Source organism: Methylomonas sp. EFPC1 (assembly GCF_016925515.1).
Lineage (GTDB): Bacteria > Pseudomonadota > Gammaproteobacteria > Methylococcales > Methylomonadaceae > Methylomonas > Methylomonas defluvii.
Genome location: NZ_CP070494.1, coordinates 1282086 through 1306894 on the forward strand (window position 1 = coordinate 1282086; position 24809 = coordinate 1306894).

The window sequence follows — 24809 nt, forward strand, 5'->3', positions numbered from 1 at the left end:
CTCAATTCTCCACTTGCGATAAATGCGCCGCGTCGTCGTCGCGCTGCGCCATGCGGCGAGCCACGGCCAGGGTGGCGTCCAAATCAAAACCCGGGGTAAAACTGCTCTGCTTTAATTGCTTAAGATACAGCTCCGGATAGCTGGCCAGGGTGCTTAAAATCGGATTGGCGGCGGAATCCCCCAAACCGCAATGGCTGTTGTTTTTGACGACCAGGCATATCTCGTTGAGTTCTTCCAGGTCGACCGCAGCGCCGTTGCCTTCGACAATTTTCCGCAGCTGATTTTTCAACAGTGTGGTGCCGACCCGGCACGGCGTGCAAAAGCCGCAGCTTTCATGGGCAAAGAAATCGGTAAAGTTTTGCACGATGTCGAAAATATTGCGGCTGTTGTTGAACACCATAAACGAGCCGGCGGTGGACAGGTCCTCGAAGGCTATGCGCCGTTGCAATTCCTTATTGGAAATAAAGGTGCCGGACGGCCCGCCGACTTGCACACCCAGCACGTCATCCGCACCGCAGTCTTGCAAAATCTCTTCAATTGATGTGCCGAACGGGTATTCGTAAATGCCTGGTCGCGCGCAGTCGCCGCTGATGCTGAGCAGTTTGCTGCCGGTGGATTGCGGGGTGCCGACTTCCGCAAACCATTGCCCGCCTTGTATGGCGATGTGGGTGGCAGCAAAAAAAGTCTCGACGTTGTCCACCACGGTGGGTTTGCGTTGATAGCCGCAGATCACCGAGTTGGGCGGCTTGACCCGGGGTATGCCGGGCTTGCCTTCCAAGGACTCGATTTGCGCCGAGGCTTCGCCGCAAATATAGGCACCGGCACCCATGCGGATTTCGATGTCAAAATCAAAGCCGCTGTGACCGAGAATATTGCGCCCCAGCAAACCGCTATCGCGGCGGCGCTTTAACACGCGCTGCAATTGCTCGTAGAGGAATAAATACTCGGCGCGCAGATAAAGCAAGCCCTGGTCCGAACCAATAATCGCCGCACACAAGGTCATGCCTTCAAAGACTTGGTCGGCATACAGATCGAGCAGCATCCGGTCTTTAAATGTACCCGGTTCGCCCTCGTCGGCGTTACAAATCACGTAGTGCGGTGTGGCAGTTTGTTGAGCGCAGGTCCGCCATTTCAACGCGGTTTTAAAGCCCGCACCGCCGCGGCCGCGCAGGTTGGAGCTGTCCACTTCCGCCAGGGTTTCCGTCAGGCCGCGGGCAAAGGTGGCTGCTATCGCCGCGCCGTTTTCGAATGGCTGGTTGAGCAATAGGCCGGGTTTGCGGATCGGTTCTTCAACCGCGAAGAACTCGGCCGGCCAATCGCTTAACGGCGCTTGCTGTTCGATTAGTTTGGCGATGACATCGATTCTGGCATGGTCCAGACGGGTCAACGCATAGCCGTTTACCAAACCGGCCGGGCCTTGGTCGCACATGCCGGTGCAAGAGGTATTGTTGAGGCTGACCAGACCGTCGGCGCGGACTTCACCCACTTTAACCCGCAATTTTTCCGCCAGGTAGTTCAGCAATTTTTCCTTGCCCAGCATCCGGTCGGTAATCGAATCGCTGATATGAATGTCGTAACGGCCCTGTGGGGTCAGGTGCAGGAAACTATAGAATTCCGCAACGGCAATAATCTGCGTGCGGGGAATATGCAGCGCTGCGGCCAATTGCTCGATAGCCGTCTGGGGAATATGCAGGTACTGCGCCTGCACGGCCCTTAGCATCTGCAAGAGCCTTTCTGGTTTATAGTCCGCCTCTGCAAGTACGGATCGAATAAAACTATTCATCGTCGAGTTACTGGGCAGTTAGGTTGAATCGTCGTGTCCCATTGCAATTGAAAAATCATGAGCCACCCACACACCATCTTAACTTGGCGCTAGATTTTTCAAATCGTTCACTGGCTGCGTAAATGCAAGACCGAATCCACAAGATCAGTTGTGGAAGTCGATACTTCCCGCTTGCCAAGCGAAAGTGCCTGCCTTGTCTCTCTCTATGCGTCAATGCACACAACCCGGCTGCAATGTCTATCGATACCGCCGCGGAAGCTGCGCAAATTCGCCGTCATCCATGACGCAATACTAAACAAATTAGCCGGGTGTGGACAGCAAAATATTGCCGGTTAAAACCGGGCAACAGCGGCGAAGGGGTTGCGGCGTTGGCAAGAAATACGCTTTTTACCGGGCTCCCGCTCACAGTCATGCTGGCGGGTTTGGTAACAAAGCGCGCAACGGTTCAAGCGGCGCTGGTAACGGCCATAGGCACTGAAAATCAAACGCTCGAGGCGATCCAATGCCCTAAGGTTGGGAGCCAACAGCCCAATCTGTCTGGCATGCAATGCCGCATAAAGCTGCCGGGCTTGATCGATTAAAATGTCATTGTCCATCGGCATAACCTGACTTAATCGCTGATGAGTCCAAAAAAACCGCGTTGGCATGTGCGATTGAACATGCCTGGCTGAATTATCAAACAGGCTTGTTCTGATAGCTTTGACTTCAATCAACGCCGCTTAAAATTGTTGGCGATTTTGATCCGGCTGACACTAATTGGCTTCCTCTGAGTCGGCAGCCAGGCACTGCTCGACGACACGGCGGCTTAACACTTCATCTTGCAGCATGATATTCACCATACACGCGACCACCGTACGGGTTTTTAAGCCGTTAAAGCGGGAAAAGTTTTTCAGTTGGTCGTAAGTGGGTTCTTCCACCGCAATTTTCTTTCTATCGTTTTTCGATTTATCAGTAGCCATGAGGGTGTTCCTTTGTAAGGTTAAAGAGGGGTAATGCAGTCGTTGGGTAAACGTTTTGCTATTTTTAAATCATCCCCTGTTTACGGAAAAAGAAAGCCACATTGACTAGGGCGATCATCACCGGCACTTCGATCAAGGGTCCAATCACCGCGGCAAACGCCGCGCCGCTATTAATGCCAAACACCGCCACCGCCACTGCGATCGCCAATTCAAAATTATTGCTGGCGGCGGTAAACGCCAGCGTGGTGGTTTTGCCGTAACCGGCGCCGATGGCTTTACCCAGCCAAAAGCTGAGTAAAAACATCACCACAAAATAAATCAACAGCGGTATCGCAATCCGCACCACGTCCAGCGGCAATTGCACAATTAAATCGCCTTTTAACGAGAACATCACCACGATGGTAAACAGCAGGGCGATCAAGGTCAGTGGGCTGATTTTCGGGACGAAATGCTGGTGATACCAATCCTTGCCTTTGGCTTTGACCAATAGAAAGCGCGTGCTAAAGCCGGCGATAAATGGAATGCCCAGATAGATGAATACGCTCTTGGCGATTTCGCCAATCGTAATATCAACCAGACTACCTTGCATGCCGAACAGGGGCGGCAGCACGGTGATGAACAACCAGGCATAGACGCTGTAAAACAAGACCTGGAATACGCTGTTAAATGCCACCAAGCCCGCCGCGTATTCGTTGTCGCCGTTTGCAAGCTCGTTCCAGACAATGACCATCGCGATGCAGCGGGCCAGTCCGATCAGGATCAGGCCCACCATGTAGTCGGGATAATCGCGCAGAAACACGATAGCCAATACAAACATCAACAGCGGTCCGAGCAGCCAGTTTTGCAGCAAGGACACCGCCAATATCCGCCAGTTGCGGAACACATCGCCGAGTTCTTCGTAACGGACTTTGGCCAGCGGTGGATACATCATCACGATCAAGCCGATGGCGATGGGGATATTGGTGGTGCCGACCGACACCGCTGTGTTGAAGTCGGTTATTTCCATGGGAAATAGAAAACCGATGCCGACGCCAAACGCCATGGCGATGAAAATCCACAGGGTCAAAAAACGGTCGAGAAAGGATAAACGGGCGTTGGGGCAATCTGGGGTGTTCATTGAAATCTCCAAGTCAGCTACTTACTGTGCTGCGTTATCGGCTGCTGGCGGTTTGCAGCAACTGCTGGCGGGTTCAAGTTGCAACACTTGATCGTCGCCAAATAAGGGAATAGTTTGCAAGGAGTGGAAGGCTTCCCAGGCGATGCCTTGCGGATCGACGGTCCAGTATTTGTCGGACTGGGCATAGCAGCAGTTGGCTTGTTTTTGCGCGGCGACCGGCAACTCGGCGGCGGCCAGGTTTTCCTGAACTGCTTCCAACTCCTCACCCGATTCGACTTGTATTCCCAAATGATCCAACCCCGGCTGGCGGCCGCGGCTGGAAATCGCGAAATTGACGCGCGGATCGTCCAATAGCCACTTGGCGTAATCGGCTTCGCGCACGCTCGGTGCGCTTTGAAACAGTGCGCTGTAAAAGTCGATATTTTTTGCCAGATCATCGACGGCGAGATGAATATGCAGGCGTTTCATCGCGTTTGCTCCGGGGTAAAGAGTGAATGAGATTGGAGATTAGCTAGCATTGTTTAGTGGGGACCTTTGAAAATTCCCTCTCCCTTAGGGAGAGGGCTAGGGTGAGGGATGTAAATAACTGATTTTAATCCCCTCATCTCAACCTTCTCCTTTATGATCCGTAGGTACTAAAGGAGAAGGCGTTTGGCCGCCGGCCAATGCCAGCAAGCGTTCCACACCTGTCGGTTCTTCCCGCAACAAGGGCACGAGCGCGTAACGTTGGGCGTGTCGATCCGCTACCTCGGCAATTTCCGCCAATTCATTGGCCGCGCGTTGGCGTAACAGCGCCGAATGCACGGTGGTCGCCGCCACGCTGTTATTAATCACCCAGGCCCAGGGCTCGATCCCGGCCCGGCGCAGATCGTTTTGCAGACGAGCAGCTTCCAGTACCGGCGTGGTTTCCGCTAAAGTGACGATCAGCACCTTGGTTTGATGCGGGTTCTGCAATTGCATCATCGGCGTGGTGAAATGCTGATTGGAATCGCCCATCTGCCGCGCCACCTCGCGGTGGTAAGCACCGGTGGCGTCCAAGAGCAGCAGGGTATGGCCGGTAGGGGCGGTATCCATCACCACGAATTTCTTCCCGGCTTCGCGGATGATGCGGGAAAAGGCTTGGAATACGGCAATTTCTTCGGTACACGGCGAGCGCAGGTCTTCTTCCAGCAAGGCGCGGCCTTGTTCATCCAACTTGGCGCCTTTCGTTGCCAGCACATGTTGGCGATAGCGTTCGGTTTCCGCATGCGGATCGATTTTGCTGACTGTCAGGTCCGGCAACGCGCCGTTAAGTGTGTCGGTTAAATTGGCGGCGGGGTCGGAGGTGGTGAGATGCACCGGCAAACCGCGCTCAGCAAGTTCCACCGCCAAGGCAGCGGCCAGGGTAGTTTTGCCGACGCCGCCTTTGCCCATCAGCATCACCAGCCCATGGCCGTCGGCGGCAATCTCGTCCACAAGTGTCGATAGATTGGCTGCGGGTAGGGCTGGCATCACTTCACTGTCAGGCATTGTTAGCGGTGCGGCATTGCTAAGCAATTGTCTGAGAGCCGTCAGTCCAACCAGATTGAAGGGCTTTAGTTCAATGCGGTCCATCGGTAGGCTATTTAATGCTGCCGGCATGTCGGTTAAGGCGTTTTGTTCGCGCCGGTAGATCGCGCTGGCCAGTGGGTCTTGCGCGGTTTCGCTTGCCGGCAAAATGCCGTTGACAACCAGATATTGTTGCGACAAGCCGATGGCGTTTAATTCCTCATGGGTACGTGCCACTTCGCGCAAGGTCGATGGTTGGGCGCGGGCGACCAGGATCAAACGGCTGCGTTGCTGATCTGCTAATGCGTCGACGGCGGCTTTATATTGGCTGCGCTGTTTTTCCAAACCGGCCAGGGGGCCTAAGCAAGAGGCATCGCCTTTGCCTTGCTCCAAAAAGCCGCTCCAGGCACCCGGCAATTGCAACAGGCGGATGGTGTGGCCGGTCGGGGCGGTATCGAACACGATATGGTCGTAGCCGGCGGTCAAGACCGAGTCGGTTAATAGTGCGGTGAATTCGTCGAATGCCGCAATTTCCGTGGTGCAGGCTCCGGACAGCTGTTCTTCTATGCCCTTAACGATGCTGTCCGGCAACACGCCGCGTACCGGGCCGACGATACGGTCGCGATAGGCTTGCGCCGCCGCTTGCGGATCGATTTCCAATGCCGCCAGGCCGGACACCGCCGGAATGGCGGTGATCTGATTGCCGATGGCGATGCCAAATACCTGGCCGACGTTCGAGGCCGGGTCGGTACTCACCAACAACACCTGTCTGCCGGCATCCGCCAATTTTACGGCCGAGGCGCAAGCGATGGAGGTCTTGCCCACACCGCCTTTGCCGGTAAAAAATAGAAAGCGTGACGCTCGGTCGAGAAATTTGCAATCGCTGTTCACAGCACTATCACCAGAAGTTAACAACAGCTGCTGCCGCTGCAACAGCCGGACGGGCTTGGCTGTTCCGCTACGCTAATGGCTGCCCAACGCGCCAATTCGGTTCGATTCGGATAGCGGCCCGCCAACGCGACTTCACCATCCACCAAAATCAACGGTAGGGCATCGGCGCCGGAGCGTTCCAAAAACGCTTTAACCACCGGGTTTTCGGCAAACGCCAACGGGGTTTGCGCCAGATTGAAGCGCTCAATGGCGGCGCCGTTTTGCTTGGCCCAATCGACATCGGTCGCAAAGTTCACCAACTGCTGATCGACTTCCACACCGCAAACGCCGGTGCTGCAACACAATGCAGGATCAAATATTTGAATACTGGTCATGGGAGAACTCCTTAACAACTAAGGCAACAAGGTGCCGATGCGATCCAGTTCGGCTTTCAGACGCTCGGGATCGTTTTTTAACTCTTCTAACGGTAAAGCAAAAAACTGCTCGATGCGATGGCGCAGAATCCGATACGCGACCATGAAGGCCGCGTCGATTTCCTCGTCGGTGCCCTCGACGTGAGCCGGATCTTCGACGCCCCAATGGCTCCGCATGACCGGGCCCAGGTAGGCGGGGCAGGTTTCGTTGGCGGCATTGCCGCACACACTCAGCACGATGTCCGGCGTCACCGGCAGGTCATTCCAGGACTTGCTGTAATAACCCTCGGTGGATATGCCTTCTCTGGCCAGCAAAGCCAGCGAACGCGGATGAATTTTACCGGTGGGTTTGCTACCGGCGCTTAGGCCACGCCAGCCGGCCGGTGCCAAATGATTGAAAGTGGCTTCGCCAAGGACGGAACGGCAGGAGTTGCCGGTACACAAAAACAATACGTTCATGATGGAGTGTCGGTCGGGGTTGAGGGTAAAGATTCGTTATTGGTGGAACAGGCTGAGAGCGATAGACAGGGATGGCCGTCGCAACAGTTCTCAGTCAGGAAAGCCAACAGATCGTTCATCGCGGAAAAATTGGCCGTATAAATCACAAAGCGGCTTTCGTTGCGCGAGTTCACCAGATTGGCGTAAGTCAATTCCTTCAAATGAAACGATAGGGAAGATGGGGCAATGCCGGTGGCTTCACTGATTTTTCCGGCGGCCAACCCTTCCGGGCCGGCTTGCACCAGCGCGCGGTAAATTGCCAGACGGGATTCTTGGGCCAATGCGGCCAGTGCGATAACAGCAGTTTTATTTTCCATATTTCAACAATAATTGAAATATGGAAACAAGTCAATTTTCCGGGCGTTTATGATGCGGCTGTCGCGTAACGCTACTGTCATAAAGGCTATTTACCATTCGCAAGACTACCGTTCCGACGCTGTCGGTGCGCTGGAACTCAGACATCCTTTCTTCAAACATCAAACGAATAGTGCCTCAGGAGCATTTTTATGAAACTCACTTCAATCGCCGCCGCCGTCGCTGCTGTGCTGGCCTCTGCCAATGCCAGCGCTGCGGGGGATTTTCAATGGTCGCATCAATGGACCTTCAATCACACTGCTGCGAATGGTTCCAGTGCCATGGGCTCGGAAATCGTCTCTTTCGATGCGGTCAACAACCGCTTATGGGTAGCTGGAACCGATGCCAATCAGGCCAATATCGGCCAAGGCGGCATTGACGTGCTGGATATGAACGGCAATTTGCTGCAAAGCATTTCCACGAGTGCGCTCGGCGGGATCAACAGTGTCGCGCTAAAAAACGGCCAAGCGGCCATTGCTTTGACGGCGCCGACGAAAACCGATGCGGGTTTGGTGCGTTTTTACAATGCGGCTGACTACACATTGCAACACAGCGTAACCGTCGGTGCCAACCCGGATTCAGTGACTTACACGCCCGATGGCAGCCGTTTGCTGGTGGCGAATGAAGGCGAACCCAGCAGCTATTTGGTGGGGCCAAGCGGCGATCCGGAAGGCTCGGTGAGTATTATCAACACCCACACCTTTGCCGTCCAAACGGCCGGATTTACTGCTTTCAATGGTGCGGCGGCTGCTTTGAAAGCCAGCGGCGTGCGTCTGACCGGGCCGAACGCCAGCGTCGCGCAAGATCTGGAACCGGAATACATTGCGGTTAGCCAAGACGGCAGCAAAGCCTTTGCGACGCTGCAAGAGGCCAACTCGGTTGCGGTCATCGACATCGCCAGCGCCACTGTCACCGACATTAAAGCCCTGGGTTTGAAGGATCACCATTTAGCCGGCAACGGTCTGGATGTTTCGGATCGCGACGGTCCCGGCACTGCGGCTTTAAAAGGCAATATCCAGAACTGGAATGTGATGGGTATGTATATGCCCGACGGCATCGCCAGTTTTAGCAAAGACGGCAATCAATATTACGTGACCGCCAACGAAGGCGACTCTCGCGAGGATTGGCCGGGCGGTGCAGAAGAAGTGCGGGTGGGTGCAGCGACTATCGATCCAGCTTTAAATGCCACCATGACTGCCTTGCATGGCCCTGATTGGGCCACGAACAATGACAAGCTGAATCGGCTGACGGTCTCCAGAAGCGGCGATTTGGACAACGATGGTGACCTGGATCAACTGCAAGTCTTTGGCGCCCGCTCGTTCTCGATTCTGGATGCCAATGGCGCCCTGGTGTTCGATTCTGGCGACAAACTGGAACAAACCATCAAAGCGCTGATCGCGGCGAACCCCGGTAACGCGGCTTTCGAAGCGCTGTGGGATGATGGCCGTAGCGACAACAAAGGCCCTGAGCCGGAAAGTGCGGTGGTGGGTAAAGTGGATGGTCGTGACTTATTGTTCTTGGGCTTGGAGCGTTCGAATGCGGTGATGGTCTGGGATTTGACCGACCTGAACAGTCCGAAATTTTTGGATATGTTGTTCACCGGCGGAGACATTGGTCCCGAGGGTTTGAGTTTCTTCAGCAATGCACAAGGCAGTTATCTGGCAGTGGCCAACGAGGTAAGCGAAACTACTTCGCTGTACAAAGTATCGGCCGTGCCGGTGCCTGGCGCAGTTTGGTTGTTCGGCTCAGCGCTGGCGGGCTTGATGGGGATGAAACGCGGCCGTAAAGACTAATATCCGCACTTGAAGCCAGCTTGGCCGAGCTTTATCGGCTAAGCTGGCTTTTCGCGTTTTAGCCCGTAACGCGCTTGTCATATTCAATCGCTAATGTTGCCGCTCCATAAACCGCTCTCGGGGCAACACATGAAAAAAACACATCCACAAAAACTGGCGGCAGTCGCTGTCGGCGCCTTCGGTTTTACCTTGTCGGTCGCCGCAGTCGCCCACGACCATGCCGGCCGCTATCATCACGATTCTCATAAACCTGCGCAAACCAGCCAAGTACCTACTTCGGCGACTGAATGGTTTAAAGCCGGCGAAGCGGCGGTGTTGGTCAACAAAAGAGACGTAGAGCAACTGCGCAAAGCCAAAAACGTTATCTTGTTTGTGGGCGACGGCATGGGCGTATCCACCGTTACCGCCGCGCGGATTTTGGAAGGCCAAATGGCCGGACGCGATGGGGAGTTCAACCGTTTGGGCTTTGAAAAATTTAATAATCTGGCGTTTTCGGTTACTGCCAGCGCCAATCAACAAACCTCGGATTCCGCGCCTACCGCTACCGCGATGGTGGCCGGTGTCAAAACCAACGACGGTGCTATTTCCGTCGATCAAAGCATCAACCGTACCGAACCTAGCGCGGAAGTCACCGCCGCAAAAAGCGTGAAAACCATCCTGGAACGCGCCGAGGAACGCGGCATGTCCACTGGTGTAGTCACAACCGCGCGCTTTACCCACGCCACGCCCGCCGTGAATTACGCACATATTTCCAACCGCGATTGGGAAGCCGACAGCAACCTGCCTGCCGGCGCTACCGTAAAAGACATTGCCCGCCAGTTGCTGGAATTCCCGTACGGCGACGGCCTGGAAGTTGCATTGGGCGGCGGCCGCAGCTATTTCATGCCTAATAACGTTGCCGACCCTGAATACCCAACCCAAAAAGGTCGCCGCGCCGATGGCCGCGATCTGACCTTAGAGTGGACTTCGCAATACAATAATTCCGACTACGTCTGGAACAAAGCCCAGTTCGACGCGGTAAATCCAGCGTCTACCGATCATTTGTTGGGTTTGTTCGAACGTTCGCACATGCGCTATGAAGCCGACCGCGCGCAAGACGCCGCCGGTGAACCGTCCTTGACCGAGATGACCGAAAAAGCCATCAAAATTCTGGAAAAAAACCGCAAAGGTTATTATCTGATGGTGGAAGCCGGCCGGATCGACCACGCGCACCACGCCGGCAATGCCTACCGGGCGCTGACCGATACTGTGGCATTGTCTGATGCAGTGAAAAAAGCCAAACAACTAACCCGCGACGAAGACACCTTGATCCTGGTCACCGCCGACCACAGCCATGTGTTCACCATCGCCGGTTATCCGTCGCGCGGCAATCCTATCCTGGGTAAAACCGCGGTAGACGGCGTTGCGACAAAGGATGCCTTGGGCTTACCTTACACCACCTTGACCTACGCCAACGGCCCAGGCTGGACCGGCGGTTTGCAACGCAAGGAATTTAATCCAGCCAATGAAGGCACCGTGGCCGCCGCTTATGCAGGCAGCAAATTGCGTCCTGATTTGACAGCGGTTGATACCGCCAATCCGAACTACATGCAGGAAGCCACCGTACCGATGAGCGCGGAAACCCACGCCGGCGAAGACGTGGCGATCTATGCGGACGGTCCGGGCGCCTATCTGGTGCGCGGTACGCTGGAACAAAACGTGATTTATCATGTAATGGCGGATGCGCTAGGCATACGTAAATAGTCCGGGGGCCTTTCCCAAAGCCGAATCAGGGACGCTGGCCGTCCCTGATTTTTTGGAATTATTCACTGCGAAGTACAAGAATCCCTCTCCAGCGGGAGAGGGTAGGGTGAGGGGATGAAAACAAAGTATTTTGCTAGTTTAATTCTCCTCTCCCCAACCCTCTCCATCAGGAGAGGGAGCAATTTCTCGGCGATTGTCAGAGTTTTGCAATTCACTGAATAATTACATCTTTTTGAATACCGCTAAAGTGCAGGATCCATGTTCAACACCCATTTCAAATTTTTACCCAAACTGCTCGGCCTCAATTTATTAGTCGTTTTGGCGGCTTGCAGCCATGCATCGGCCAAGCAGGCCGCTAACATCACCGATTTGTCTTCGGCAAACTTGCCCGCCGTGGCTGCCGAGTTCGTCACCACTCGCACCGGCGCAGAGCACGAACACGACGAGCACCAGGCTTTGCCGGCGGAGGTGAGTTGGCGCTTCTGGCGCGATAGCCGGCAGATCACAATAGAACGGCCGCAACTGGGCGTAGGCGAATTGTGGCAGCGCGATGGTCATGAGCTGATTCACCGTAAGCTGTATCACCAAGACCAGCGGGCAATCGAGTTTCAGGCCGGCGATCTAAGGATGCTGGACATCGCGCCGTCCTGGCAAAAACTGGCATTGCTGCTGGATACCCAACTGCTGGAAAAATTGACTGCCGAAGAAATCGAATGGACCGATGGCATTCCGACCCGCGAATATCAAGGCAAAGTCGCGGATACCGAATGGCATGTGGTGATGCGTCTGGACGTCGCGTTACCGGCCTTGATCGAACGCCGGCATGGCGAGTTTTCCGAGCGTACCGAACTGCTACAGGCTTATTCTTTAAACGCCGCGCCATGGCAACCGACGCCCATCGACGGCTACGATGTGATCGATTTCGCCGATTTGGGCGATAAAGAATCCGACCCGTTTGTGATCAAGGTGCAAGCGCAAATGGGGCATGAGCATCATCACTAAGCGCTAGATCCGTCAGGCAAAAAAAAGCCCGCTGTATCGCGTACCAGCGGGCCCGAGTACCACTACAGAGCTTACAACTAATCCCTAAAACTTAAGGCGCCGGCAAAATCCGGTTTTGCGGGCCTGGGGCCACCGTGCCGTTGACGGTAAAGTAGTTTTCCAGCGCATCCAGATCCAAAGCGCCACCCAGGCGGTTAGTGCCTTGTGTCAGCACATAGTATTGATCGCCACCGTCGGCCATGAAGTTATTCACGGTAACCCGATAGCTGGCGGCAGGATCGACGACCACACCATTGATCTTGATGCTGGCGGGATCGACGTTATCGCAAGGCGTGCCTTTTTCTTTCCATTCGTAACTAAAACCGTTGGAAACTTGCATGATGCGGTTGAACGCTTGGCCGGCAGCCGGTGCGCCGGCTGGATAGCCGACTGTGCAACCGGTGAATTGTTGCTCCAGCAAGGTATGGATTTGCGCGCCGGTCAAGGTCAGCGTCACCAGCGTGTTGCCGAACGGTTGCACAGTAAATGCTTCGGCGTATGTCACTTTGCCGTCGCCTTCAGCAGCAGTGCTGGATGGAAAGGTCAAGTCGGCGCGGATGCCGCCTGGATTCATGAATGACACCACTGCTTCGCCAAAACCGACGTTTTGCGTCGCCAGCAGTTGCGCATCGGCAATCACATCGCCCAGCGCCGACTCGCCGGCTGCGGTCGCGGTGCGAGTAATCGCCGCGCTGATATTGCCGATCACCCGGTTAGCGATGGGCGTGGACAGGGCTTTGTAATTATCGACGATGGTTTTAATTGCTGCATAGGGCGTGATGGCAGTGTTGCTTCGATCAACGACGATATTTTCGGCGCTGACGCTGCTGACTTCGCCGTTCACGGTGTTGATAGCGACATCAATGTCGGTCAAGACCCGGCCTTGCGAATTGGCGCTGGTCACCGAAATCAAGCGGCCGGCTTTGTTGGCGATTTGGCAGTTATAGGCTTGATGAGTGTGGCCGGAAATCACCAAATCCACTTCGTCGTCCAACTGATTGACGATGGTTTTAATCGGCGAACCGTCCAAACCGCCATCGCAGTTGTTGATGGTCGAAGCACTTTGCGTGACCGGAATTGTGCCGCCTTGATGAATCAACACCACCACCGCTTCGACGCCGCGCGCCCGCAATTTCGGAATCAACGCATTCACGGTTGCTGCTTCGTCTTTGAACTCCAGGCCGGCCACGCCGGTGGGGGTGACGATGGTGGGAGTTTCTTTCAAGGTCATGCCAATAAAGCCGACCCGCACGCCGCCGACCACTTTGATCGCGTATTGCGGAAACAAGGTTTTGCCGTTGGCGGTTTCGACTACGTTGGCGGCCAGGAATTTGAAATCAGCGCCTTCAAAAGGCACTGGCGTGCCAACGGATGCGCCTTGGCAGGAATTGGGATCGGTCGGATGGCAGCCGCCGTTTTGCATGCGTTTTAGTTCAGCTTTACCTTCGTCGAATTCGTGATTGCCGACCGCGTTGAATTCCAGACCCAGGCGGTTCATGGTTTCGATGGTCGGTTCGTCGTGAAACAAAGCGGAAACCAGCGGTGTGGCACCGATGATGTCGCCGGCCGAGACTACCACGGTGCTGGGATTTTGGTTTTTCAGATTTTCGACGTAACCGGCCATCCAGTCAACGCCGCCGACCGGAATATTGGTGGATGCCGCGCTGCTGGGTGTTTGCCGGAATGTACCAGGCGATTCCAGTTGGCCATGAAAATCGTTGAAAGCAACGATTTTGATCGTGGTGGTGGGCATGGTGGTCACGGCATTGGCCGCGCCTAGTGTGCCCAAACCCAATGCAATGCCCATGGCAAGTTTGTTTAGTTTCATTGGTTTATACCTTAATTAGTGGATTTACGGCGACGAGATACCAAGCCCAGCAGGCCGGCACCGGCTGCATATAAGCCCGCAGCGGCGGGCAGAGGTACGGCGGTCAGGCTGACAGCGCCGACGGTGGCGTTAAGCTCGGTGGAGGTATCATCCAGAGCCGATTCGATCAGCAGACCGCTGATTTGATAGCTGCCGGCACTTAGCAGAAATTCGCCGTGACTGTAGCCGGAAGTGGTGTAAGCCAAGTCAAAATCGCTGTAAACAGAAGTTGGATAATTGTTAACGGCGGCCGAGGTTTCACCGAGTACGCTGGCCGCGTTAAAAATCTTGAATCTATCACCAGCGAAGCCGGCGTCCACTACGCGCAAAATCGCCGAGCCGGTTAAGGTGAATTCAAAGCTTAAAGCATTGTTATCCAGGTCTATCCATTCCAGACCGCCGGAATTAGACACCGAATTGTCTACGTCGAACGCATGCCAGGCGCCGTCGGCATTAAGGGTAATCGCCTCGGCTTGCGTGCAGATTGCCGACAGCAAGGCCACGGCAAGAACAGATTTTTTGATCATTTAGAATGCTCCGATAAAGACAGCGCGTGGGTTTTTGTTATAAGTCACTGGCTGCTCGTTCATATGGGGTTGAGAAATTTCCATCGCTATGGGTAAAGCAAGTACAGCCTAAGGAAATTTTGTGATGAACTTGTGATTGCTAAATGAAGATTTCGTGAAATGTAATACACGGGTGTTGCGGGTTTTATTCGGGCGCTGACTCTGGCTCGGGTGGCTAGAAGGCAATCGATGAAATCCGCGGAATGAGGTATCTCGGGATGTCGTTAGTCCGGCTTGGTTTTCGACTGTTTGAGTACAGAGCTTGGCTGTTAGACAAAATAACTCTAGCGATGGGGTTCTGAGCATGAATGATGGAGAAAACTTCCAGGTTGCTCGGGATCGAAGCTGGGTTGTTAGGATTGGTGTCGCTATCGCGACGATTGTTTTAAAGTCGGTTCTCGCACCGACAGGCGAGATACTTTTCTTTGCTCCGCCAAAGAAAAGTATCCAAAAGAAAGGCGGCCCGGATGCCGCTTGTTCCCTGCGCTCCTCGGGTTTGAACGGGGTTGCCTGAAGGGGCTTCCCAGCCCCTGCATGCAACGCGCCGCATCCCTGCGGCGCCCCTGACGGGCGAATCCGTTCAAACCCTTCGGTGCTCGGCGCGGCATACGGGAGAAAACCCCGCCGCGAAGTTTAAAATCCAGCTAATATTTGCGCAGTTTTGTAGGGCGCATTAGCGATAGCGTAATGCGCCGAATGCTTAAGGCTAACATACGGCGCAATACGGCTACGCCTATTGACGCCCTACGAATTGCGCCTTACGGCCTTGTTTGAGCTCAGAGCTTGGCTATTGGACAAAATAACTCCAGTGATGGGGTTCCGAGCATGAATGATGGAGAAAACTTCCAGGTTGCTCGGGATCGAAGCTGGGTTATTAGGATTAGTGTCGCTATCGCGACGGGTGTTTTGAAGTCGGTTCTCGGACCGACGACCGAGATACTTTCTTTTGCTCCGCCAAAAGAAAGTATCCAAAGAAAAGGCGGCCCGGATGCCGCTTTGATCCTGCGCTCCTCGGGTTCGAACGGGGTTTTCCGAAGGGGCTTCCCAGCCCCTGCATGCAACGCGCCGCATCCCTGCGGCGCCCCTTCGGGCTGATCCGTTCAAACCCTCCGGTGCTCGGCGCGGCATACGGGAGAAAACCCCGCCGCGAAGTTTAAAATCCAGCTAATATTCGCGCAGTTTTGTAGGGCGCATTAGCGATAGCGTAATGCGCCGAATGCTTAAGGCTAACATACGGCGCAATACGGCTGCGCCTATTGACGCCCTACGAATTGCGCCTTACGGCCTTCATCCGTCCAAACCCTCCGGTGCTCGGCGCGGCATACGGGGCAAATCTCCGCCGCGATGTTTGAAATCCAGCTAATATTTGTGCAGTTTTGTAGGGCGCATTAACGATAGCGTAATGCGCCGAATGCTCTAGGCCACCATGCGGCTCAATGCGGCTGTGGCTATTGAAGTCTACGAATGATGTCTTACGGCCTTACCGTTAGCGATCATCGTGTTGCTCAACTGTACAGGGAGATTAGAATGTACATTCCTCGTACCAAATTTTTGATTCTCAGCATTTCCTTATTTTTGGGTTTAGCCTCGCTGCTGTCAGCATTGGTGTATAGCGCGTATCGATTTACCGAGGATCGCCGGCTGGATGTGATTCGGGCTCGGGAAAGCGGATATTTGGCGGTATCAGAGCAAATCATCAAGCGCGCCATGTTCGAACCGATTGCCGATTTAAATGTCGTGACCCAATTACCTGTGGTTAGACATTACTTAAACAACCCCAATCCGGAAAATCTCGCCGCCATGACGCGCGCTTTTCTGGCGATTTCGAAGGCTTACCGCCGCTATTACAAAATTCGTTTCATAGCCAACGACGGGATTGAAATTGTCAGGGTGTCGCGTCAGCAAAATCTTTCTTACGTTACACCTGAGTCTGAGCTGCAAAATAAAGCGGACCGTTACTTTTTCAAAGCAGCCATGGCGCTTGACGAAAAAGGCCTCTACGTCTCGCCATTGGATCTGAACATGGAAAACGGCAAGCTCGAAGTCCCATACAAACCCATGGTGCGTTTTGCCAGGCATGTCTATGACGATAATGGCAACAGCAAAGGGATCATTATTTACAATTACGACGCGCAAGAAATGCTCGATGAATTGAAGGTTGTCGGTAGCAGTGAGCTAGCGGAGGCTTTGCATGTCGTCATGCTGATGAATGAGGACGGTTATTGGCTCAGCAATGGCCATGCACCGGAAAAAGAATGGGGGTTTGCTCGTGACAAATCAGCCGAGGTTTTTGGTAATCAGTTTCCCAGTGTTTGGCCTCATGTTAGCCAAGAAGAGGGGGGGACAATTTTTAACGAAGAAGGTATGTTCCTGTTCAAAACGGTTCGCCCCCTGGATAGCGCTTCGTTAGGCAATTGGGGTTTGGCGCCGCAATCGGCGGATGACGGCATTGCAATTACAAGCGCCCAGGCTTATCGATGGAAGTTGGTATTGTGGTTGCCGCCGCTGTCTCTCTCAAAAACGTCTTTGTCGGCACAAGCCTTTACTTGGCCGCTGGTGATTCTATTTTATGTGTTGCTGGCACTGACCAGCGCTGGTTTCGCTTATCTGTTACTGCAAAGAAAATTGCGGCGGCAGCTGCAAGCCGAGCACATGTTGGAAATGGAGCGTCAGGCGCATACCGATGTTCTAACCGGTTTGATTAACAGGCGGCGTTTCCTTGAACTTGCGAAGCGGGAAATTGCACGTCATTTACGGAGGCCGGAGCCGCTGTCCTTAATGATGCTGGACATAGACCATTTCAAACGAATCAACGACACATACGGCCACGCCACCGGCGACGAAGTCCTTAAGTTATTCGCGGCTACTTGCTCTAGTGTGTTGAGAGAAATCGATCTGTTTGCGCGCTTGGGCGGCGAGGAGTTTGTCGCACTGCTGCCCAACACTACCGTGAATCAAGCCGAGCTTATCGCAAACCGCATTTGTAAAGCAGTTGCTTTGGCGCCGGTACTATCCGAAAACCAAGAACAGATAAACGTGACAGTCTCGATTGGGATAAGCCGATTGACGGATGAGTTTCCAGGTTTGGATGTTATTTTGCAGGCAGCGGATCAAGCGCTCTACGAAGCGAAACAAACCGGCCGCAACAAAGTGGTATGCGCGAATTGTTATGTGGGTTTGGGGACTTGCGATAAAAATAAAACGTCCCTTAATCCAATCTGACTTGACAGCTTTTATTTTTGGCGGAGTCAAGCGTAATTGATCAGGCGTTTTTTGATTATTTATCCGATTTTGGGAGTAGTTTTTATCCCATGTTAATAAACAGAGTGAACGAAATTAGTACTTTTTTGTATGGCGCGTGAGCTCTCGAAATGATTAATCAATTTGATTGGAAACACGGCGTGCGGCTCTGGCAAGCACAGTATTATCCGGAAAACCCGCGACCGCCTGCTGTTTCCAGCGTACTGCAATACTGGCGGAAAATCTAAAAAGCCGGCGCTTGGTCTTGCAGCGTAAAAATGATCGGCACCAATACCGCGCTGGCGACATTGATTTCCGCTCGTTTGGCCGGTACGAAGCGCCATTGCTTGACGGCTTCGACCGCGGATTCGTCCAGCGCTTCGTGGCCACAGCTTTGTTCGACGGCAACGCCCACTACCTGGCCATCCTCGCTGACTTCCACGCGCAAAACCACTTTGCCCTGCCAGCCTCGGCTGCGGGCGATACCGGGGTACTCCGGCTTGGGATTGTGTTGGTAAGCGGCATTCAGATATGCCTCGGTAAACGTCGGACTTGGATTGTTGGCGCTTACTTTCTCGGCAATCGCCGGCTGAGTGGCATCGTCGACCGGCCGAGGCTGTTGATCAAAAACTTGTTCCTGCATTGAAAAATCGGACGGCGGCGCCTGCGGCGTCACTTTTTTCAACCGGGGTTTGAGTTGCGGCTTTTTAGGTTTGGGTTGGGCAACGCTGGGCGGCGGTGGTTGGGTTCGCTCAAGGCTTGGCTTGCTGGCCGGAACCGTGATTGTCGACACTTCCATTTTAAGCGGACTGGCTTTTGCCTCCGGCAGGTCGGGGCACAAGAAGCAGCTGACCCCGGCCAAGTGCAGCAACATAACGGTAACTAACATCAAAAATAGCACGGCGATGTTGCGCGAACGTTCTTTGTTGCGGGTTGGTTTTAGCGACACCGCGCGGCCGGCTTCGACGCCGACGGATGCATCAAGAAAAGATGCTGCCGGATTTTGAGCAATAACAAGTCCGATTCGATTCGCTCTAATAAATGGCACGGGTTTTTAGGATTGGCGGTTAAACATGCGGCGGCGTCTCTGAGCTGGCGTGATTCTTCCAAACAACTAAATTCGCCAAGTTAAGACGATTTTCAATTAATTATGACAAAAGCCTTGCCGCCAGGAATGCGGCCAATTGCCGCAGCGGCGGTTCCTTATACGGCCCGGCCGATTCTGTTTTCGCATCAAGAATGCAAAATCACCAGCCACGGCCCCAATGCGGTCTGACGCAGTGCCAAAGATTTTTGCAAGGCATCCAGCATCGCCAGACCGTCGGTTGGAAATACCCCGCTAACTCGCAATTGCTTGACATCCTCCCCGTTCAGAATGATTTTGGCTTTGGAATAGCGGTTTAACTCTGCCACCACGTCGGCCAGCGCCTGATCGTGAAAAATCAACTTGCCGCGTTTCCAGGCATTTAACTGGTTGAGATTGGCTGGTGCCGGTTTATCCAACCCACCACCAGCGGAATACGTCAATCGCTGGCCTTCCTCCACCCGTATCGCGGCGACATCGGCTTGATCGGTCAAGCGCACGGCTACCGCATGCTCGGTAACATTGACTTCGACCTTATCGGCGCCAGGGCGCGCCACATCAAACACCGTCCCCAAGGCCCTAACCGCCGTATCGCCGGCCACCACTTCAAAGGGTCTATTGGCATCGCTGGTAACCTTGAACTCGGCTTGGCCTCTGAGCAATACCACGCGCCGTTTGTCCGCCGACCAGTCTATGTCCAACGCGGTATCGGTATTCAGCAACACGCGGCTGCCGTCGGCCAATTGAATCTGTTTTTGCTCGCCAACGGCGGTTGCGTAATCGCTGAACAACCAATCGTGCAGCCTATCCCGGCCTAGCAACAACCCCAACACCAGCGAAGCGGCTAGCGCCAAACCGGCTCGCCGCGGCAAACGCGGAACGGCATGAATTTGCTTTGGCTGGAAATTGGCGGGCGGTGTGGTTTTAACGGCTTGCGCGACCGAACCCCACAGCGCTTCGGCCTCGGCGTAGGCTTGCCGGTTGGCGTCGTCTTGACCATACCAGGCCTCGAATTGGTGGCGTGCGGCGTCTGTAACCGAACCGGAACGCATCAGCACCAGCCAGTCTATCGCCTGGTCGGCCAAGCTTTCATTGGAGTTGTCGGGGTCGGTGTTCATCAAGGCTGCTGAAGCGGGGAAGGAGTGGGCAAACGATAAAACAATGTTGCCGGAAAATAAACCGCAGGCCAATTCAGTGTTGCTCGCGACGGTCACGGCAATGCTTCAAAGTTTTGGCAATGCGTTTGGCGATGGCCCGTTCGGACACGCCCAAACATTCGCCAATTTGCGCGTAAGTCAGGCCTTCGATGGCGCTTAAGTAAAACGCCGCCCGGCACTCTTCCGGCAATTCATTCAGGGCCGTATTGACCGTATCCAGATCCTGCCAGGCCATTAACTGTTTTTCGGCGTCCGGATCATTGCCGGCAACCGCCTCCAGTAGTTCGGCCGGTATCTCCTGGCTTGGCGCATAACGGGCGCGTACCGATTCCTTGCGGATATGATCGACCACCAAATTGCCGGCGATAAAAAACGCCAACGCCCGCCTATCCTGAGTCGGCGTCCGCTGTTCGGAGAACAATAGCCGCACAAAGGTTTCTTGGGCCAAATCCTTGGCGGTATCGGGACAATGCAGGCGGCGCAGAAAAAAACCGATTAAATCGTCCCGATTTTCCCGAAAGAAATGATCCAGTGTGTCCGAAACAGCAGTCATCAGTCGTTTTTGAAAGCGATACAAGTGGGTTATCTATCAAGACGTTTGACGAAGCAAAATCGGCGCCAATGGCCTTTATTTCGTATCAATTTAGGCACGCTGCCGGGCAGCAACGGCCGTGATAGGCGCTATTAATGCGGCTTTAGCGTCTTCAAAAATCCAACATTTGACCGCCGCCGGGATACGTCAAATGCCTATGTTGGCCTGGATTTGCATTAACAGAGCTGTGTGAAATGCCGTATAAGGCGTGATATGACACACTGCAAGCAGTCCAATATTGCTCTACCCAATGGACTGAAGACGCTCCTCGTTGTTTTTCAAAGCATCAGAGGAAAGTGGATCGGCGAGCATTTATTCCGAAAATCTCCCCGGCCCTATTTATTACCGGTATTCCGTTCGTACCCTCAGGGGCATAAAGGCTGAGCTCGTCGAAACTCAGGCTGGCGTGCCCTTCGGCAATACCGGCCATATGTTGAAAAATTTTTAAGGTAGTGTTCATGATTTCTTCCCTGAAACGTTGTGAAGAGTAACGCCGGCTATCGGCGCAGTCATTCACGCAATCAGGAGATTTTATGAGGACACCCGCATTCGCGCCCTTAAGTGCGCCATTCGCCGTGACAGCCCTGGCGCTGAGCATTGCCAGCTATACGGCCTACGCCGAGCCCATGCAACAGGAAGCACGGACTTATGCCATTACTGCCGGCGGTTTGACCGAAGCGCTGACGGCTTTCGCCGACCAGGCCAATCTAAAACTGGTATTCAACGCCGAGTTGACCCGCGGTCTTAGCGCGCCGGCCTTACATGAAACAGTCACCGTCGAACAAGGGCTGAGCAAATTACTGAAGGACAGCGGGTTGGGTTATCGCTTGGTGGGCAACGGTACGGCGATTATCGAAGCTAAGCCGGTGGTCAATAACAGCGAGCCACAGTCGGCGGCTACGATGCCGGCAGTAACGGTGCTGGGGAGGGCGGCTTATGACGCCAACGATCCGTATAACAAGGACTATGCGCTGCGCGATTCCGCGACGGCCACCAAAACCGATACGCCATTGATGGAAACGCCGGTGAATATTCAAATCGTGCCGAAAGCAGTATTGAACGATCAGCAAGCGATTACAATAGAAACCGCGTTAAAAAATGTCAGCGGCGTAACCCTGGGCGCGGGTTCCGGGGGCCTGTCCGAAGATCTCTATCTGCGCGGCTTTCGCAGTTCGGCGCTATTTCGCAACGGCTTCCGCTACGACTCCGAGTTCAGTTCTTGGGGCAAGCGGCAGATGGCCAATGTCGAACGGGTTGAGGTAGTAAAAGGCCCGGCCTCTATTCTTTACGGGCGGATGGAGCCGGGCGGCATGGTCAACGTGGTGACCAAGCAGCCGCTAAATACCCCTTATTACGCCTTACAGCAGCAGTTCGGTTCGTTCGATCTTTACCGCACCACAATGGATGCCACCGGTCCGCTGACGAACGACGATACCTTGTTGTACCGGATGAATGCGTCTTACGAAAACAGCGGCTCTTACCGCGAGTTGGTCGATAGCGAACGCATCTTTCTGGCGCCGGTGCTGAAGTGGAACATCAGCGCTCGAACGCAAATTACCTTCGAGATGGAATACAAACACGACAATTTGGTCAACGACACCATGGTTTGGCCTTACGTAGACGGCCGGTTTATCGATATGCCGCGCGGGCGCAATTTAATGGAAAAGACCCCAGAGAATCACGACGACATTTTGTTGGGCTTCAATTGGTCGCATCAATTTAACGACAATTGGAGCATCAGCCATCGCTTCGCCACCGAGCGCCGGGATACGCCGAACAGCGTAGCGATGCTGGGAGATGGACTGACGGGTAGCCAGCTCAATCGAATCGTGGTTGCTAACCCGGCCGACATTAACACCTATTACACCACGCTGGACTTAACCGGCCACTTCAATACCTTTGGGCTAAAGCACACATTGCTGGTCGGCGGCGATTATTACAACAACCGTTCGACAGGCCAATATTATTACGGCGATCCCGCGACCGGCATCGACATCTATAATCCTATCCACACCGGCTATAGCTTTCCGACCGGATTTGACCGCTACGACACCGACACCGAGTTCTACGGCTTGTACGCCCAGGATCAGATTCAGTTGCCGCACGGGATTCACGTGATGGGCGGTTTGCGTTACCAGGTCGTAGATCAGGCCGATAAAGTGGCGCAATCCAAGCTTTCCGCGGACGCGGTGACACCGCGCGTCGGGGTATTGTGGCAAGCCCAAGATTGGTTGAGCCTTTACGGCAATTATGTCGAAAACTTTGGCGCCACCAATGGTTTGGGCCAGGGCGGCAAGCCGCTGCCGCCCGAGAGCGCGCAGCAATGGGAATTGGGCGCCAAGAGCGAGTTTTTCGACGGCCGGCTCAGCGCCACGCTGGCCTATTTCGATTTGACCAAACAAAACGTAGCCACCACCGACCCCAACAATCCCTTGTATTCCATCGCGGTCGGAGAGGTGCGTAGCCGCGGACCGGAGTTGGACATTAAAGGCGAAATCCTACCGGGCTGGAATATGATCGCCACCTACGCCAATCTGGACACCCGCGTTACCAAAGACAACGACGGCCGAGAAGGTCGGCGGATGTTCGCGATCCCCAGAAACGTCGGCACGTTTTGGAATACTTACGACTTTCAACAGGAGTCATTGAAAGGGTTTAAAGTCGGCGGCGGCATCACAATGCGCGATGCCTCTACCAATGTGCCGAATACCTATAATGTGCCGGGGTTTATTACGGTTGATTTAATGACTGCCTACAATTTGAAAGTCAGCCAATCCAAAGTCACTTTCCAGCTGAATGTAAACAATCTGTTGGACAAAAATTATCTGCAAGACGTGATTCCGGGTCTGGGGCCGAACTCGCGGGTTAATATCGGTACGCCAAGAACGCTGCTGGGATCGGTAAAGGTGGAGTTTTAAGCCAGGAGGCCGCATATCTTTGGGCTCGTTCCTGTGCGTTACAGCTCGTCCGATTAGCGCAGCGTAATCGGACGCATGCAATCCTGAAACTTGTGCCCAAATACGTGCGATTACGCTTCGCTAATCGCACCTACGCGGTTTTCTTTGGACGTGGCTCTTTCCGACTCGCTGCACGGAACCTCAAAAACAAAAGAACGTTCCGATCCTGCCGGCAACGACCTACAAAACCGCCCGCACCAATAGCCAATATGCCGGGCGGGCACGGTTTTTGTCATTACCTGGCATAAGCCTATACCGATAATCGGTTTGCAGAGAACCGTTGCTCACCCTGCGTTTTGTTTTCTCTTGATTTTGGTAGTGGTTTTCTCCCGTTATTCCGCGCCGAGCATCGCAGCTCTTGTGCCCCGTGGGTATTTGGCGAGAATAGTCCGTCAGGGGCGATGCAGATATGCCGCGCGCTTCCGAATCCCCCCAAAACCTACCACCAAGCCACTCCCAAACAGCAACAAAGAGGGCGGTAACGGCACAGCCGTGATGTTGAAGCCGACGCTGGCATTGATCGCCAGCGGCCCTTGATTCAAAAAGATCAAACCTTGGTTGAGATCATGCAAATCGCTGGTGATCGCGATATTCAAGTCACCTGACGCGACGGCCTGAAAATGCAAAACCGCCAGAGAAATGAACGAGCCCACGTCATTTGCACTCAAGCCCGGAAAGGCCAGGCCGGCAGCGGCTAAATTCACGCCATCCTGTGTTGAAATGTCGGTGAACAACGGGTTAATGCTGCTACCCAAAAACTGCGCAGCGCCCGTGCCGCCTAATAGCGTGTTGAAACCAAAGCCCAACACCAGTTCGTCCGGGCTGGCGTTAGCCAAAGGCGCGAAAGCCAGCACTTCAACATCAAAATGATCGCCAATATGGGTAAAGCCTGAGGTCTGCTGTAGCGCCAAAAATCTGGGTTCAATAGGAGAGACTATGGTTAACGGTGAAATTGATCCCGAATTGGTTGGCGTTTGTCCCGCTTGGTTTGCAATACTACCTCGAGGCAAAATTTGAATGTCACCCCCTGTAATAAGTGGTGGTTGGGTAGTTTGCAGATTCGCTGGAGTTTGACCCGTTTGGACTTCTATATTGCCGCCCGGATTAATTTGAATATCGCCGGATGTGCTGAGCGTACTCGCTTGGTTGACACCAGACCAAAATGCCAACGCAAGTATCAGGCAATGACGCCATGTCATATTTTTCATAAAACCTTCTTTAACAAAT

At 54.0% G+C, this 24809-nt stretch carries 21 protein-coding genes; 5 read left to right on the forward strand and 16 right to left on the reverse strand.

Annotated features, from left to right (window positions below):
- Position 1 precedes the first annotated feature (1 nt).
- From JWZ98_RS06090 to JWZ98_RS06130, 9 genes are all read right to left on the reverse strand, one after another.
- Positions 2 to 1783 carry an NAD(P)H-dependent oxidoreductase subunit E gene (locus JWZ98_RS06090; RefSeq protein WP_205453650.1) on the reverse strand — a complete coding sequence of 594 codons (1782 nt, stop codon included), beginning with the start codon at positions 1781 to 1783 and terminating at the stop codon, positions 2 to 4.
- A gap of 332 nt (positions 1784 to 2115) precedes the next feature.
- Positions 2116 to 2379, reverse strand: coding sequence for a hypothetical protein (locus JWZ98_RS06095; protein WP_205453651.1), 264 nt, complete (start codon positions 2377 to 2379; stop codon positions 2116 to 2118).
- A gap of 156 nt (positions 2380 to 2535) precedes the next feature.
- On the reverse strand, positions 2536 to 2742 hold the full coding sequence (locus tag JWZ98_RS06100; RefSeq protein WP_033157910.1) for a hypothetical protein: 207 nt from the start codon (positions 2740 to 2742) through the stop codon (positions 2536 to 2538).
- Between the two features lie 64 nt (positions 2743 to 2806).
- Positions 2807 to 3859: an ACR3 family arsenite efflux transporter gene (gene arsB, locus JWZ98_RS06105; protein ID WP_205453652.1), complete on the reverse strand. Its 1053-nt coding sequence runs from the start codon at positions 3857 to 3859 to the stop codon at positions 2807 to 2809.
- A 21-nt stretch (positions 3860 to 3880) separates the two neighbouring features.
- On the reverse strand, positions 3881 to 4327 hold the full coding sequence (locus tag JWZ98_RS06110; RefSeq protein WP_205453653.1) for an ArsI/CadI family heavy metal resistance metalloenzyme: 447 nt from the start codon (positions 4325 to 4327) through the stop codon (positions 3881 to 3883).
- Between the two features lie 138 nt (positions 4328 to 4465).
- Complete coding sequence (gene arsA / locus JWZ98_RS06115; RefSeq protein WP_205453654.1) at positions 4466 to 6277, reverse strand: arsenical pump-driving ATPase; 1812 nt, start codon at positions 6275 to 6277, stop codon at positions 4466 to 4468.
- 17 nt (positions 6278 to 6294) lie between these two features.
- Positions 6295 to 6651: an arsenite efflux transporter metallochaperone ArsD gene (gene arsD / locus JWZ98_RS06120; RefSeq protein WP_205453655.1), complete on the reverse strand. Its 357-nt coding sequence runs from the start codon at positions 6649 to 6651 to the stop codon at positions 6295 to 6297.
- A gap of 18 nt (positions 6652 to 6669) precedes the next feature.
- Positions 6670 to 7149 (reverse strand): arsenate reductase ArsC, encoded by a 480-nt coding sequence (locus tag JWZ98_RS06125; RefSeq protein ID WP_101051724.1) that lies wholly within the window; start codon positions 7147 to 7149, stop codon positions 6670 to 6672.
- Positions 7146 to 7505 (reverse strand): metalloregulator ArsR/SmtB family transcription factor, encoded by a 360-nt coding sequence (locus tag JWZ98_RS06130; protein ID WP_205453656.1) that lies wholly within the window; start codon positions 7503 to 7505, stop codon positions 7146 to 7148. The genes JWZ98_RS06125 and JWZ98_RS06130 overlap by 4 nt, the downstream gene beginning before the upstream one ends.
- Positions 7506 to 7694: 189 nt before the next feature.
- On the opposite strand from JWZ98_RS06130, the gene JWZ98_RS06135 reads away from it, so the two are divergent.
- The 3 genes from JWZ98_RS06135 to JWZ98_RS06145 all read left to right on the forward strand — a co-directional run bounded on the left by JWZ98_RS06135 (position 7695) and on the right by JWZ98_RS06145 (position 12080).
- A complete protein-coding gene (locus tag JWZ98_RS06135) occupies positions 7695 to 9335 on the forward strand; it encodes a choice-of-anchor I family protein (protein ID WP_205453657.1) in 1641 nt (546 codons plus the stop codon).
- 129 nt (positions 9336 to 9464) lie between these two features.
- Entirely contained in the window at positions 9465 to 11078 is a 1614-nt protein-coding gene (locus JWZ98_RS06140) for an alkaline phosphatase (RefSeq protein ID WP_205453658.1), read from the forward strand.
- Positions 11079 to 11336: 258 nt separating this feature from the next.
- Positions 11337 to 12080 carry a hypothetical protein gene (locus JWZ98_RS06145; RefSeq protein ID WP_205453659.1) on the forward strand — a complete coding sequence of 248 codons (744 nt, stop codon included), beginning with the start codon at positions 11337 to 11339 and terminating at the stop codon, positions 12078 to 12080.
- Between the two features lie 91 nt (positions 12081 to 12171).
- On the opposite strand, the gene JWZ98_RS06150 is transcribed toward JWZ98_RS06145, so the two are convergent.
- Positions 12172 to 13947, reverse strand: a complete 1776-nt coding sequence (locus tag JWZ98_RS06150) for a bifunctional metallophosphatase/5'-nucleotidase (RefSeq protein ID WP_205453660.1) — start codon at positions 13945 to 13947, stop codon at positions 12172 to 12174.
- Between the two features lie 11 nt (positions 13948 to 13958).
- Entirely contained in the window at positions 13959 to 14513 is a 555-nt protein-coding gene (locus JWZ98_RS06155; RefSeq protein ID WP_205453661.1) for a hypothetical protein, read from the reverse strand.
- A gap of 1566 nt (positions 14514 to 16079) precedes the next feature.
- Here JWZ98_RS06155 and JWZ98_RS06160 point away from each other — a divergent pair.
- On the forward strand, positions 16080 to 17774 hold the full coding sequence (locus tag JWZ98_RS06160) for a sensor domain-containing diguanylate cyclase (protein ID WP_205453662.1): 1695 nt from the start codon (positions 16080 to 16082) through the stop codon (positions 17772 to 17774).
- 262 nt (positions 17775 to 18036) lie between these two features.
- Here JWZ98_RS06160 and JWZ98_RS06165 read toward each other — a convergent pair whose 3' ends face one another.
- The 4 genes from JWZ98_RS06165 to JWZ98_RS06180 form a co-directional block, all read right to left on the reverse strand.
- Positions 18037 to 18681, reverse strand: a complete 645-nt coding sequence (locus tag JWZ98_RS06165) for an energy transducer TonB (RefSeq protein ID WP_205453663.1) — start codon at positions 18679 to 18681, stop codon at positions 18037 to 18039.
- Between the two features lie 344 nt (positions 18682 to 19025).
- On the reverse strand, positions 19026 to 19994 hold the full coding sequence (locus JWZ98_RS06170; protein WP_033157979.1) for a FecR family protein: 969 nt from the start codon (positions 19992 to 19994) through the stop codon (positions 19026 to 19028).
- Between the two features lie 73 nt (positions 19995 to 20067).
- Complete coding sequence (locus JWZ98_RS06175) at positions 20068 to 20586, reverse strand: RNA polymerase sigma factor (RefSeq protein WP_033157978.1); 519 nt, start codon at positions 20584 to 20586, stop codon at positions 20068 to 20070.
- Positions 20587 to 20911: 325 nt separating this feature from the next.
- Positions 20912 to 21085: a hypothetical protein gene (locus JWZ98_RS06180; protein ID WP_165385931.1), complete on the reverse strand. Its 174-nt coding sequence runs from the start codon at positions 21083 to 21085 to the stop codon at positions 20912 to 20914.
- A 73-nt stretch (positions 21086 to 21158) separates the two neighbouring features.
- Between JWZ98_RS06180 and JWZ98_RS06185 the strand changes: the two genes are divergently transcribed.
- Complete coding sequence (locus JWZ98_RS06185; protein WP_033157897.1) at positions 21159 to 23543, forward strand: TonB-dependent receptor; 2385 nt, start codon at positions 21159 to 21161, stop codon at positions 23541 to 23543.
- A gap of 431 nt (positions 23544 to 23974) precedes the next feature.
- Here the strand turns inward: JWZ98_RS06185 and JWZ98_RS06190 are convergent, their stop codons facing one another.
- On the reverse strand, positions 23975 to 24493 hold the full coding sequence (locus tag JWZ98_RS06190) for a hypothetical protein (protein WP_101051707.1): 519 nt from the start codon (positions 24491 to 24493) through the stop codon (positions 23975 to 23977).
- Positions 24494 to 24809: the final 316 nt, after the last annotated feature.